Source organism: Mesorhizobium alhagi CCNWXJ12-2, from assembly GCF_000236565.1.
GTDB classification, from domain to species: Bacteria; Pseudomonadota; Alphaproteobacteria; order Rhizobiales; family Rhizobiaceae; genus Allomesorhizobium; species Allomesorhizobium alhagi.
Genome location: NZ_AHAM01000187.1, coordinates 21123 through 34106, shown reverse-complemented (window position 1 = coordinate 34106; position 12984 = coordinate 21123). Strand labels below are relative to the sequence as shown.

The window sequence follows — 12984 nt, the reverse complement described above, 5'->3', positions numbered from 1 at the left end:
GCCCTCGATGCTCGCATTGTCGTCTTCGACGCGGAGTTCGCGGAATGGAGCCTTGCCGAACTTGCTGACGATCCTCGGATAATCGGCTCCGGGCTGGGCCTGCCCAGTTTCAACAACTTCAACGCGGAAGCGCCACTCGTCGCCGTAGTCGTACAGGAAAGTCATTGCCGAGCCCACGTTCTGAAAGGCCGTGATGACGCGCGTACGCTTCACGCTGCGAGAGCCACTCCCCTCGATGTCGGCGAAAAGTTCGAACCGCCGGGGCGAGTCGAACAGCTTTCCCGTCAGTTTTGAGTAGAAGCCGTAGGCGTGGTCCATGTCGAAGCCATATGCCGCTACGATGGCTTCGGCCAGATCGGCGAGCATGCTCGAACTCGACACCTCTATGTCCCGAGAAAGCCTGGCCCGAAGAGAGGCTCGCAAGATCAAGGTCGCGGGCTCAGTCATGATGGATTTCAGGCGCCGACGGTCTGGAGGATAGTCTTGAAGGCGTTGGTTCCGGTGCGCAGGCGTGCGGTGTCGACGACGGTTCGCACGTCGGCCTCGCCATTGGCGGCCCACATGGCGCGTTAGCCGTTGGTGACCTTTCGCTGAATGACGGCGGGACGGAGGGCGCGTTCGCAGGCGTTGTTGGTCGGCTCCACCAGTCCGGGATAGGCGGCGAAGACCAGGAGCTGATCGCGGGCGCGCCGAAACTTCATCTGAAGGTCACGCGCCAGATCGCACGCGGTCGGCGCACGGAGGATGTCGGCAAGACTTCGCTCCAGGGCCCGGCGCTTGGCCGCGATCGTCGAGGTCGCGAAGGTCTCGATCCCGCCGGCCAGGGCAAAGGCCCGCTTCAGCCAGAGGCGAAGCCGCGATGGCAGCATATCATCGCTCGTCTCGTCGGCGTAGGCGACGTCCCGGGCGAGATGGGCGAGACAGGTTTGATGCGCCATGCCATGCCCCTGTTGCGCCGAATAGCGATCGGAACACCAGACCTGCGGCCGATGGCCGTCCATCAGGTCGCGCACCACGATGGCGCCGCGGGTCAAAGCGGCGCGATGGACGACCACCTCGCTCGAGCGGAACACCCATTGATAAGCGTTGCTGCCCTCAATGCGGACGCCGGTCTCGTCGGAGGCCACGACCTTTGCCCGGCGCAGGGCGGCGATGGCCGCGTCGCGCTCGGGCGCGAAGGCTGCCTGTGAACGCCGAAGCATGTTCATCAGGCCGCCCTGGCTGATCGTCAGCCCGAAGAGATCGGCGAAAGCACCTTGCAGACGTTCGTAGGACAAGGCCTGGAAGGTCTTCAGATAGGTTGCAACCGCATGAGTGCGCGGCCCGAAGGGGGTGCCGTTCGCCGCGGCCGGCACCGGAGCAATCACCAGCGTCCCACAGGACGGGCATCGCACCGAAAGCCGTCGGTGCTGCTCCACAACGGGTCGGATCTCCGGAAGATCGATCGTCTCGTGCTCGCTCACGGTCTCGACGGGAAGATCGCTTGATAGGCTGGCCCGGCAGCAAGTGCATCGGGCGGGATGGTGATCGACGATGCGATCGAAATCCTCGCTCAGGGCACGGCTGTGACCTTTATGTCCCGGCTTGGCGCCACCCGGCTTCGCCTTGTCGCGTCGCTCCTTGCGGTCGGTCGAGGGAGGCTTCGACGACGTTCGCGACGTCTTCTCCGGCCGCTGCAACCGCAGCACCAAGTCTATCAGTTCGTCCTTCGACAGACGCTGCAAATCACCGCGATCCATACCGTCATGGATTCAGGCTTCGACCCCGTTGGCAAGGGGGTGGGCAATTACGGGGCCGTGACCTTGCGGCCTGGCTTGGACTCGTGCCTCGACAAATGACGACCGGAGGTAAGCCTAAGCTTCTGGGGATCAGCAAGCGCGGCAACGGCTATCTTCGTAGGATGCTGATCCATGGAGCACGAGCAGCGCTGCCATCCCTTGCCAAAGGGAAGACGCTGTTGGGCGAATGGCTGCGAGGCCTGCTGTCGCGAACTCATATGAACACGGCTGTCGTCGCGCTGGCGGCGAAGATGGCCAGGATCATCTGGGCGGTACTGAGAAGCGGGCGTCCCTTCCAGATGGCGGCGTTGCCGTCGGTCGGATAATCAAAGATCGGCCAAGAAGGGAGACCTTCAGGCCAGCGTTGTCTGTGAGTGGACTGAAAAGATGGCCTGACAGTCGAACGGTGTGCCGACATCCTGACCAAAAAAATGGCGCTAGACGCCGACGTCTTTATGAGGATCGGTACGCGCGTAAGCTCCATCTTGGCCGGGGACGATCATCGCCCCGAGACCGGATACGTTGGCGCAGACTGAGACGCCGTCAAAAAATCGCTTGCAGGCGGGGCGAGCCATACGTTTTTTGAACGTGACGCCGCGCTTGTCGAAGAACATCCACACTGTTGAAGGAACAACCCGCACGCCGTGCGCGGACGCCAGTCTCTCGGCGATCTCGGCGAGCGTGATGTCCGGCGTCTCCTCGATCAGGCCAAGAATGAAGCGTTCGTGCGGGTCGAGCTTCGAGCCTGACGGCTGGCCCTGCTTGCGTGCGACCGTCTCGCCGGTCTCCCGGTAGCGGCGATACCAGCGCCCCGCTGTGGCGATCCCGATCCGGAAACGCCCCGCCGCCTTGCGTGTTGAAAGCCCTTCCTCGATCGCCGAGATCACCCGACCGCGAAGGTCCGCACTCAAGCTTTGTGTCATCCTCACCTCCTCGCAAATCACGAGGCGCAGTGAATCAGACACCTGCAACCGGGGAAATCCTAAATCTGAATCAGCGTTCAGAGAAAATGCTCTAGCCGACTATCTGGCGCCTGCGTGGGCGCAATGCTGGTCACTCAATCCGGGCTCCGACACCCTGCTTCGGGCCTATTCCCGGGTGATGCTGGATAAGGCAACGCGGCGCAATCTGGAGTTCGCCGGCGAAGGTGTGACGGTGACCACGACTGTCGACCGCCTGCTTGCGGCATCGGAGGGCTGGCATACCGAAGGTTCGGATGCGCACGTCATTCTCGGCGCCGTCTCCTATCTGCCTGACGCCGAAATCGGCCAACGGATAGCTAATGCCTGCAACAGCCCTCGAGGGCCAGGATTCTTCTGCTCGGTTCAAGGCCGTGCGGAATCTCTGCTGTGGAAGCGGGACTATTTCGCGCACGAGCATGAGGTACGACTTCTCCTCATCGGGCGCGATTGGAAGCACGTCACGCCACGGCCGGACGTCAGAACCGTAAAGTTCGATGCGAACGAGTATTTCACGCGGATCAGCTTCGATCCCAGGCTTGAGCCCTTCGAGGTAAAAGAACGCACGGCGGCCTTGCGAGATGCCGGCTACTCCGGCGAAATCCTACCTGACGAAAGCTACCAGAAGGTGCTTTATCAGATCGTGATGACAAAGGATTGGGCGGATCCTTGAGAGTCGGCTGACGGTAAAAGATGCTCCTCAATCCGGCTGGCCATCATCGGTTTCCTAATCCGCTTCGGAAAAGCCGGGCATGTCCCCCATTCTCGTTTCTTTCGCCGAAAACAGCCCAGCATCCTCGAGCGCCTCCAGGTCAGGCAGATCGCGCAGCGTATCGAGCCCAAAGTGCTCGAGGAATTTGAGCGGGGTGGCGAAGAAGGCACGCGCTGAGCCAAGCTTAGAACCCGAGCTTTTTCTTCAGCTCCGCATTTTCCTTGCGCAGTCGATCGGCCAGCAGCTTCTTCAGGCGAGCATTCTCTTCCTCCAGCGCGAGCAGACCCTTCAGATCGCCGCCGTCCGATGCTGGTGCAGCGGACTTTTTCCACTGATAGTAAGTCTGTTCGGATATGCCGGCCCGGCTTGTGGCGTTCTTGACGCTTTCGCCGCGACCGATCGACTTCTCGATCTGTCCAAGCAATTGCCCGCGTTCTTTTTCGGAGTAAACCCTGCGCGCTTTGCGAACTGTCGTGGAAGCGTCAGTTGTCGCAGGCACTGGCTTGGCGGCTGCCTTTCGAGCGGGCGTTCTGGTTGTGCCTTGGCTGCTTTCGCCCGTGGAGCTTTCTTCTTCGTTACAGCTGCTTCCCCCGTCGCAGGCACTTCGGTTGGGGTCTGCGCTGATTCATCTTCCTTGGGGTCAGCCATAAGATGCTCCGTTCGCGGTTGATGCCCATCTTCAACATCAGGGGGTGTTGCATGAGAGTCAACAAGCTGACGGTGGGGCTGCCACGTCTCCTTCTCAGATTCTCTCGTTGTTTCGGCGACAATGGCGGACAGGTCCAGATCGCCCCAGATCGAGCGACTCTGCTTGGGATTGCCCGCTTGTGTTTGACCTCAACGATGAACGGCCGGGTCTGGCGCTTCATTCTTTCTTCCTCGATGAGAAACGACGCGCCCGATCAGATCTGCCTCGTGTCGTGGGGCGACGATCGAATGATCCGTCGCCTCGCCTTTCCCGCGGAGCTTTATCGGACAAATCCGCCAACGCGCAAGCCACGTGTCAATCAGTTTGTCTTCGGACGTCTGGCTCGAATCGCGGACGCACAAACAAGCTTGTTCGAGCAAGGCTTCGTTTCGGGGCTGGACCGATGGCCGCTATTCACAGGCTTGAGCACATCAGACCCCCGCAACCGTGGGTCTTTCAGTGTGTTTCCTCAAAGGGAAGGTTCCTCACTGCCCTTTTATGCGACTTTCGGAGCACAAACCGCGAACGCAATCCACCGGCACAACGTACTGCTCTTTGAAGAGTCTTACCTGCGATACGAGAAAGTCTCACGGCTTAGGCAGCTTCTCGCACGTGCATTTCGACCCGAAGACCGGCTGCGGCAGCCATATTTACAAGAGCATCGAGGCCAAACAAGTCGACCTTGCCTCTCGTTAGGTCAGAGATACGCGGTTGTGTCACGCCGAATACCTTAGCAGCTTGTGACTGACTCAGGTGAGCGCGAAAAATGTACTCCTTTAACGCAAACATGAGTTCTAAGCGGAGCTTCATGCTTTCAGCATGAGCTAAATATTCTGCAGCCACCTCCGTGACACCAGCCTGGGTATCGTACGTCGAAGGGGATTGCTCATTGCCCGCGACGTCCAGGGCGAATTGTTCCTGCGTGATATTAGCGACCTTAGACGATAGCCCGATCTTTTCGTCAGCTTTCGCACGGGCATTGGCTGACATAAATGTTAGCAGGTAATCCAGCCCGGCTCTGTCCGATATGGTAACAAAGTCTTTCTCTTTGTTTACAAAAACGACTGTTTTTTTCTTCTCCCTCAAAAGTTCTATTACATTGCTAAGGGTCCCGGTGCTTTTGGAATCCCAGATCATTAGCCCGTAATCGCTCTGTCGAGCCATCTGTAAATCTTTCGCGGTAAAATAGGCTCGGCTCCCCGCCTTTGCCTTCGAATGAACCCTGTGAATCGGCCACGCCGCAACATTGTTCCGAGGGCTATCGCCTGTGCAGTACACAGTGACCCTTTCAGCTCGATAGTCACGGAGGCACATCTGTATGGACGTGTCAGCTCCATCGGCATCTCCGACCACAACATCGAGGTCGGACGACACAATCTTACCGATCCTCTCTTGCACCTTCTCGTGCAGGCGACTGATGGATATCGATCCGGCGATGAATACGGTCGTCATGGCTCATTTCCACGTTATCGAAGCGGCGTATACGTGACTAATCTTCTTGTATGTTCGTAGCGTTTTGCAGACCGCGTCCATTGTTGCGCCCGTGTCAAACAAGTCATCGAGTAAGAGAGCGTTCCAACAACCTTCATTCGTGATGCTTGGATTGATACTGAAGCGGCCTTGCAACGCTGCGTCCTTTTCCTCGCGAGTATTCAGGTTCTTGAGCTGCGGGCTGCCTTGAGGCGCCGGCGCTTTCACAATGAGATTGTCGAATACGGGGGCATTTGTAAGTCGACCAAGTTCTTTCGCAATCTCGTCCACGGGCTGCTTAGGGCGTACGTTTGAAGCGGGCATGGGAATGATCAGTCCGATTTTTCCGAACAGGGGCAACAACGAAGCTTGCACTTGTGCTGCTAGCGGTCCCACCTGCGTCCAGTCGTTTCGGTATTTGAGTTTGAATAGGGCCTCGCCCGGTTCCGAGCGGGTCGTATCGAACCTGGGATGTCCGAATTCGTCATCCCCAAGATAGACACTTGAAAGGGTGTGCTTATGCAGGGCATAGCCAAGATCCCAGCTACCAGTGAGCTTCCTGACTTGGACTTGCATGCGAAGCTGCTTTCAAAGAGTTGTTGGGGCATCGCGGCAAGGCAGGCTCAGAGGCTCCGCCCCTAACCATATAAAATTTTGTATGGCCTAGCAAGGCGTTATGGATGGGCTCTCAAAGAGTGGGCGCTTGACAAAATTAGCAATGCGCTCCATTCTTTGCAGATGGAGAATCAAACTCAGAAACTCGGAGATTTTCTCGGCGCAGCGCGACGGAAGCTTGGACTCAGCCTTCGAGCAGTGGAAGCAGCCACGGGTATTTCGAACGCCTATTTGAGCCAGCTCGAACACGGGAAAATTAAGACACCGGCTCCTAAGAACCTTCATGCCTTGGCTGCCGAGTATCGTGTGCCATACACATTGCTAATGGAGCTGGCCGGCTATCCTACATCGGAACTTCAGCGGGACGCGCCATCGACCGCGTCCCGCCTTGCTGCAAGAATTGGCGCAGTAAGCAACGAGGAGGAGGAGCAGCTTCTCGAATATCTATCCTTCATCCGGTCAAGGCGAAGGAGGTTGGAATGAAGTGGTCCTATTCGGGAGGGCGTTCGTTTCGGGGCTGCCAACGTCAATGGTATTATCGAAATATCGTTGGCGTCGGCCAGGCGAAGGCACCGGAACGACGTCGTGTCCACCTGCTCGGCAAGACCGACAGCATAAGCGGCTGGAGAGGCAGGCTCGTCGATACTCTGATCAGCGACGAGATCGTTGCGCGTCCCAGCCAAGGACGTGAATTTCCAAGCTTCAAGGACATCATCAGCATTGCTGAGCAGCGGTTCCAACGGCAGCTCGCCTTCGCACGAACCAACTCTGTAAACAACATCGACATCGATACTAAACACCCAGATTTTGCACTCTTCCGAGACGACGACGTGATTTCGGAAGACGACTTCTCCCGCGCCTGGGAGGAAGTTCAACGGGCGCTACGGACTCTCTATCAGAGCGACGTCGTCAAGCAGGTGATTAAGGATGCCGACCTCCTTGTCGCCCAGCGGTCTCTGCAGTTCAAAATCATGGACGACATCACAGTCGTCGCAATCCCCGACCTTGTGGCTTTCGAGCTGGGCTGCCAACCAACGATTATCGATTGGAAGGTTCACGCGCATGGAACCCACGATGCTTGGCTCCAGCTTGCCACTTACGCCCTTGCGATCGAACGTTGCACTCCGCATCGTGACTGGTCGGACTTTTTCGAAAAGATCGAGCGCACGGCCAGCAACATACGACTGATCGAAGTACAGCTTCTGACCGGCGCCGTGCGCGCGCACCGCCTCACCGAGGATGACTTCGCTGCCGCCGAAGAGTTTCTTGAATCAACTGCCTACGAGATGGCCTGTCTCGTCGACGGTCGAAAGTTTGATGAATTCAACGTCGAGGAATTTCTTCAGGCTCGCTCGCCAGAGGCATGCGATGCATGCAGTTATCGGCCCTTGTGTAGGGAGACCGTCGATGCCGACTGAAACTAATATCTACCCGGTTAGCGGACTCTCAAAGCTGTCGGTGCAATATTCTGTCTACAAGATCATTGGCCTGCCCCCCGGGACGTCGGCCTATCACGGCAATATCCAGATGCTGATCGATCGGTTGAGCCGACTTCTCAAGGCGCCGGTTACGACGATCGAGCGCGATGGAGCCCGACATATCGTCATTCCTACCGATGCAGGGATTCCTCCACATGTGAAACTGGTCGCAATGGTGGTGACATTGAAGCCAACCGGCGAGACCATTGATCTCGATTTCAATACGGCAAACGACGAATATACCCTGCTGCGTCAGCGTTTCCTGCAGTTCTCTATCCAGTCCCCGCTGCACGGTCGGCCAATGCTTTGGCAACCGCGGGCCGGGCAGGCGTTTTATGCGAAGACACCAAACAGGAGTTTTGAAAATATAGGCCTCTATCACGGCGTCAGCCTTCGCGTCGTCCCGTCGCCAACTGGCGGCTGGGGCCTATGTATCGACGTACGCTCGAAATTCGTTCAGACGCGGCCTCTTCAACAGAATCTGCAACCAGAAGACGGCAAGCGTCTCGTCGGCAGAACTTTAGTCTACCGTTTCGGGCATCAATGGTTTGAGATCGGATTTCAAGGAGTAGCCGATTTCGATATCAGCCATCCGCTGATTGCCGAGGACGGTCGCATATTCTGTCTGCTTGAATATGCGAACTTCAAGTCGCGCAAGCCGGTGCCAGACGTTGTCGCCAATCTCGATCCGGCCGGATCGGCCATCTTCTACAGAACAGTCGGGCCAGAACTCAAGCATGCGCCTGCTGGCCTCTGCTACCTCGTCGAAGACGTTCACACGCGAGACGGCGCGCGTCTGCAATCACATGCGATTCTCGAACCGGAAGTCCGACGTCAGTTGACGGAGAAGTTCATCGACGACCATCTAAAACGGCTCCAACTCGGCAATGTAGAGTTGAGCGTCTCTCGATCTGCCGTCCCTGGAAAGGGAAAGCGCTTCTGGATTCCGTCATTTGAATTCGGCAACAAGCATATTCTGGCGCTCTCCGGAAAACCTGCGATCGGGACGCGCGTACGCATTGAGGAGCTCGGCAAAAAGCGCAGCGAGCTTCTTGCCGATCAGCGGGCCGGCTTTCACGATAGAACGCTTCTCGGTCGACAGTATCTCGTTCTTCCTGCCTCTGTAGCCAACGGCTTCGGTGATCAATTCAAGGCGGATCTTCAAAAGATCGTATCCGGCCTTTACCCGCAGGGCGGACCCTATGATCCCGAGATCATCACCTATGACGACCTCGGCGCAAAGCGAAGCTTCATTGGACAGGCAAAGGTCATCAAACAGGCGATGAGCCGCGCTGCGCTCAGACCGGGCAATGCGCTGGTAATGATTCACAGCCTCGATCACCGTGCGCGGATGACCGATCAATTGGAGGCGATGATCGTTAAGGACTTTCCGGTCGAATTCGAACTGGTGGCGGCAGTCATTCACACGGACACCGCGCGCGGTAGCTATCATTGTATTGAACGTCGCGAAGGTCCGATCTATCAGGTCGAGCCCAAACGCAAGAGACGCTTCGAAGCCTATCTACGCAACGTAGCGCTCAGCAAAGTTTTGCTTTCAAACCGCAAGATACCCTTCGTTCTCGAGGGGCAAACGCGGGCAGATATGGTGATCGGCATCGATGTGAAGCAGAACACAGCAGCGTTGTCGCTCATCGCCCAAGGCGGGCGTATCGCCCATTGCAAGACCTGGTCCTCCCGCCAGCGTGAGCAGCTGAGCGCCGAGCAGGTGGCGAACTATCTCGTCGAGCTCGTGAAGCTGGAGGCGGCAAGTTTCAAGACGCGCCCCCGCAGGATCGTGGTGCATCGCGACGGGCGAACGTTTCCTACCGAGATCGAAGGTTTGCAAAAGGCCTGCGCATTGCTGGCCCAGGCAGCGATCATCGCCGCCGATTTCGACCTGACGATCGTTGAGGTCAAAAAAAGCGGCCCGGTAACGCTTCGATTGTTCGATACGATCGTCTCGCCCGACCATCGCCGTCGAACTTTCAATCCACGGGTCGGAACCTGGGAAGCGCTCAGCGAGAGCGAAGGCTATGTTTGCACCACGGGTCAGCCCTTTGGGCGACGTGGAACAGCGCGGCCGCTACATGCCGTGCGCGTGTGGGGGACCATGACGATAGAAGATTGTCTCTCCGACATTTTCGACCTCTCTTGCCTTGCCTGGTCGTCTCCGGAAACGGGCACGCGATTGCCGGTCTCGATCAAGCTTTGCGACCGCGTCCTCTTCGAAGACGCCGCCGACTATGATGCGGATGAGCTGAATTTCGGGTTGGACGATCAGGGCGAGGTTTCGGCATGAGCGAGCTTGGGCTGTTGTCTAGCGTTCATTCTTCCTTCGAGGACTACGCCACCCTGCTTGACGACGTCATCGTAGATCTGCAGACCAAGAAGCAGGTCTCACTACATCGTGAAAGACTTGTTAGGCTGCTTGCCGAGATTTCCGCTGGCTTCAATCCGGATATGTCGCTGAGGGCTATTCAACTTGCGGACATGCTGAGTGATGATCTCGGTCAGCCGGTAGACAACCTGGACGATCTGGCGCAGCGTTTGTTAGCAGGGAGCATCGATCCTACCCTGATCGCGCGCATCGCCAACCTTTCCTCTCATATCGAGCGTCAACGAACGGCGATCGCGCATCGTATGGGACGGTGAATGCTGGAGCAATATCTCGCAGGATCGATCTCGCAGACGATCGAACGTGCCAGGGCGCTCAGCATGCTCTTCGACAAAGCCCACCATCGCGACTATGACGGACTAAGGCAGCATTGCACCCAAAAACTTTCGGAGACCCTCACCGGGCTACGAAAGCTTCAGCAGGAGTTGATCGTCGACGAAAAGCTTCAGTCCCCGCGCCGGCTTCGCGAATTCAGGAGGTACTGCGACCGCCTGGAGGAAATCGAAACAATCGGTGCGACTGCCCTCGCCACGGTTCAGCCTGAAGCAGAATTCGTCAACGCCGTCGTGCGTTCGATCTGTAGCGACATATCCTACCCGCTTGTCCCGCCCATCGTAACACACCTGTCGGCATCCCACTTTGGCATCCTCGCTGATTATAACCTGTTGATCGTGCCGCTTCTCGAAGGCAGCTATTTTCTTCATCTGGCAGATATCTACCACGAACTCGCACATCCGCTTTTGCATGTAACCTATGATGATCGACCTGTGCTCGAGCCTTATCGGAAGGCGTTCACAATAGCCAAGATCGCTGTGGTTCATCACACAGCCAAAGCGATCCTGGATGCAAAAAGAGCGCGTGCAGTGCGAGCCATTGAGGATCAGTTCTTGCGCTGGGGAAAGCTTTGGCAAACATATTGGCTGGAGGAAAGCTTTTGCGACGTGTTTGCGGCGCTGAGCTGCGGACCTGCTTACGCATGGTCACATTATCACCTTGCGATCAAAAAGGGGCAGCATGCCTTCTCGGTCTCGTTGGACCGGCTCGACCCCCCCCCTGCCGATGATGCACGTATGCGCATCATCCTTTCCGCCCTGACCCGGATCGGTTTCGACGAGGAATGCGCTGTGCTCCGTACGGCCTGGACGAACCTGATGGATCACCGCGGTGAGCGGGCCGAACCCGAATACCGGCAATGTTATTCCGACGACCTCATCGAAAAGATTGTCGATATCGCCCATGGCGGCATTGAAGCGATGGGTATCAACCTGGCTGTTCCGGGCGCGCTGACACCGTGGTCAGATCGGCTTGACAAGGCTTGGAGGTCATTCTGGGAGGACCCGGAACACTATAGTGTCTGGGAGCGGGAGCAAATGCGGCTCCTCGTGAGCACAATGGCCCGCCGCTAAACTAAAAGAAGGCGCGCAATTTTCGCTCCCGTCCGGTTCTCTCAAAAGCTTGCGATGCAAGCGATATCAGCGTTTCGATCGAGCGGCTGGTTGCATAGTCGAGTTCGGCAATAGCGGCGACTTGCTGCTGGGCCGGCTCTTCGTCGATGCGAAGGTGCCGCTCGCCAAGCAACTGGGCAGCGCTTTTAATCGTGAGATCCTCCTGGGCTGACATGATGGTTTGCACCAATCCCCGCACGAAGAACCACGACAAGATGGACGGAGACAGCGGACGTTCGTGAAGTGCTGCCCCTTTTCGCCTTGCTGCGGTGCCTACCGACAGCAGATAAATTGAGTCTAGCGGTGCACGTCTGGCCGCAATCGTATCAGTGATGGCAAGCAAATCAGGTGCATTGGCGATAAGGCCGCCGTCGGCAAATTGGTCTGTCTTCAATTTCCTCAAGGGGAAGAAGGTTGGAGCCGCCGCGCTCGCGAGCACTGCGTCTTTGACGCGCACGTCCGATGCGCGGCTTTGGGCAAGACCTCTCGACCTGAAGATCGTTGATGATCCTTGTGTGTAGTTGACAGCGGTGATCATCAGCGGGTGGTCAATCTCGTTCAGGGGCATGTTCGCGCCGTCTGGCGTCAGCACTGCCTCGATCGCCTCTTCTAGTATCGTGGTGTCATACGGAGATCCACGAAGAAGACGCCTAGGGAAGGTCATTGGCGAGCGTGCAAAGATTCGTGGCCCATAGGCGATCATCGCCTCACACGGGTCCGCTGCAGGCCGCCCCAGCGCAAAGCCTGCTGCGAGCAATGCGCCGATTGAGGTTCCAGCGATCAGATCGAAGCGCTCATGAATTTTAAGTGAGTAAAACTCTTCGCACCGTCTGAGGTATTCTCCAGTGAACAGCCCGCGAAAGCCGCCACCGCTTAGCGCCAGAATTTGGTAGCGGTCGATAGCCGTTGGCCCCTCGTTCACTTGTCCGCCTCAAGCGAGGCCGCGAACTCGAAAGGGCATTCGACAACGAGATTCGGCACGAGGGTATGCGCCGCCTGCAGTCGGTCAACATAGATGAAAGGCCGGCCATCCCGACCGACTGACGCGGTCGCAAGTTCGACCTTCTCAGCACTGCCAACTCCATAAGTGGCGCCGTCCTCGTCAGCATAGACAATATCCATGTCGAGAAGGTCACCCCAGCGCTCAGCGATTTTGTGATCCATTGGAATGATCCGGTCATTTTGCATGAATGCACCGAGGAAACGTTCAGCATTCCGCTTCATCGCGCCGAGTGCTGCTAGGCTACCACTTCGCTGCCGGCGCGCCTCGTGGATCCACGAGTCGATGGTATGCATGACGGTCATAGGAACGACGGAGCTTATGCACAGGTCGTCCTCAATGATGCGACGTTCGCCGGCAGCTCTCAGCCATTTTTCGGCTGGGAGATTGAGGTTCTTCGCAATGTCGAGGACGGCCTGGGAGCCGAGCAGATAAGCCGCCATG

13 protein-coding genes and 2 pseudogenes are annotated in these 12984 nt (G+C 57.5%); 7 read left to right on the top strand and 8 right to left on the bottom strand.

Annotated elements, in window-relative coordinates; translation table 11 throughout:
• Both MAXJ12_RS22110 and tnpC read right to left on the bottom strand, forming a co-directional pair.
• Nucleotides 1–447, bottom strand: a 447-nt coding sequence (locus tag MAXJ12_RS22110) for an IS1096 element passenger TnpR family protein (protein ID WP_085984021.1), incomplete at its 3' end; no start/stop codon positions are given.
• An 8-nt stretch (nt 448–455) separates the two neighbouring features.
• Nucleotides 456–1739 (bottom strand): annotated as a pseudogene (gene tnpC, locus MAXJ12_RS22105) (IS66 family transposase).
• Between the two features lie 50 nt (nt 1740–1789).
• Between tnpC and MAXJ12_RS22100 the strand changes: the two are divergent.
• A pseudogene (locus MAXJ12_RS22100) lies at nt 1790–2104 on the top strand (transposase); the annotation flags it as partial.
• A gap of 111 nt (nt 2105–2215) precedes the next feature.
• Here the strand turns inward: MAXJ12_RS22100 and MAXJ12_RS36920 are convergent.
• On the bottom strand, nt 2216–2665 hold the full coding sequence (locus MAXJ12_RS36920; RefSeq protein WP_157999648.1) for a helix-turn-helix domain-containing protein: 450 nt from the start codon (nt 2663–2665) through the stop codon (nt 2216–2218).
• On the opposite strand from MAXJ12_RS36920, the gene MAXJ12_RS22090 reads away from it, so the two are divergent.
• A complete protein-coding gene (locus MAXJ12_RS22090) occupies nt 2628–3410 on the top strand; it encodes a hypothetical protein (RefSeq protein WP_157999647.1) in 783 nt (260 codons plus the stop codon). The genes MAXJ12_RS36920 and MAXJ12_RS22090 overlap by 38 nt on opposite strands.
• Before the next feature lie 223 nt (nt 3411–3633).
• Here MAXJ12_RS22090 and MAXJ12_RS38995 read toward each other — a convergent pair whose 3' ends face one another.
• From MAXJ12_RS38995 to MAXJ12_RS22075, 3 genes are all read right to left on the bottom strand, one after another.
• Nucleotides 3634–3873 carry a transposase gene (locus tag MAXJ12_RS38995; RefSeq protein ID WP_008838217.1) on the bottom strand — a complete coding sequence of 80 codons (240 nt, stop codon included), beginning with the start codon at nt 3871–3873 and terminating at the stop codon, nt 3634–3636.
• 858 nt (nt 3874–4731) lie between these two features.
• Complete coding sequence (locus MAXJ12_RS22080) at nt 4732–5589, bottom strand: helix-turn-helix domain-containing protein (protein WP_008838216.1); 858 nt, start codon at nt 5587–5589, stop codon at nt 4732–4734.
• A 3-nt stretch (nt 5590–5592) separates the two neighbouring features.
• A complete protein-coding gene (locus MAXJ12_RS22075) occupies nt 5593–6183 on the bottom strand; it encodes a ComF family protein (protein ID WP_008838215.1) in 591 nt (196 codons plus the stop codon).
• A 162-nt stretch (nt 6184–6345) separates the two neighbouring features.
• Here MAXJ12_RS22075 and MAXJ12_RS40065 point away from each other — a divergent pair, with 162 nt between their 5' ends.
• The 5 genes from MAXJ12_RS40065 to MAXJ12_RS22050 are packed head-to-tail and all read left to right on the top strand — an operon-like array spanning nt 6346 to nt 11501.
• Nucleotides 6346–6705, top strand: coding sequence for a helix-turn-helix domain-containing protein (locus MAXJ12_RS40065; protein WP_040587303.1), 360 nt, complete (start codon nt 6346–6348; stop codon nt 6703–6705).
• Nucleotides 6702–7640, top strand: coding sequence for a PD-(D/E)XK nuclease family protein (locus tag MAXJ12_RS22065; protein ID WP_008838213.1), 939 nt, complete (start codon nt 6702–6704; stop codon nt 7638–7640). Before MAXJ12_RS40065 ends, MAXJ12_RS22065 begins: the two co-directional genes overlap by 4 nt.
• Nucleotides 7630–9999, top strand: coding sequence for a Piwi domain-containing protein (locus MAXJ12_RS22060; protein ID WP_008838212.1), 2370 nt, complete (start codon nt 7630–7632; stop codon nt 9997–9999). Before MAXJ12_RS22065 ends, MAXJ12_RS22060 begins: the two co-directional genes overlap by 11 nt.
• Nucleotides 9996–10352: a hypothetical protein gene (locus tag MAXJ12_RS22055; RefSeq protein ID WP_008838211.1), complete on the top strand. Its 357-nt coding sequence runs from the start codon at nt 9996–9998 to the stop codon at nt 10350–10352. The genes MAXJ12_RS22060 and MAXJ12_RS22055 overlap by 4 nt, the downstream gene beginning before the upstream one ends.
• Nucleotides 10353–11501: a hypothetical protein gene (locus MAXJ12_RS22050; protein ID WP_008838210.1), complete on the top strand. Its 1149-nt coding sequence runs from the start codon at nt 10353–10355 to the stop codon at nt 11499–11501.
• Nucleotide 11502: 1 nt separating this feature from the next.
• On the opposite strand, the gene MAXJ12_RS22045 is transcribed toward MAXJ12_RS22050, so the two are convergent.
• Nucleotides 11503–12462, bottom strand: a complete 960-nt coding sequence (locus tag MAXJ12_RS22045) for a CBASS cGAMP-activated phospholipase (protein ID WP_008838209.1) — start codon at nt 12460–12462, stop codon at nt 11503–11505.
• Complete coding sequence (locus tag MAXJ12_RS22040; RefSeq protein ID WP_008838208.1) at nt 12459–12983, bottom strand: hypothetical protein; 525 nt, start codon at nt 12981–12983, stop codon at nt 12459–12461. The genes MAXJ12_RS22045 and MAXJ12_RS22040 overlap by 4 nt, the downstream gene beginning before the upstream one ends.
• Nucleotide 12984: the final 1 nt, after the last annotated feature.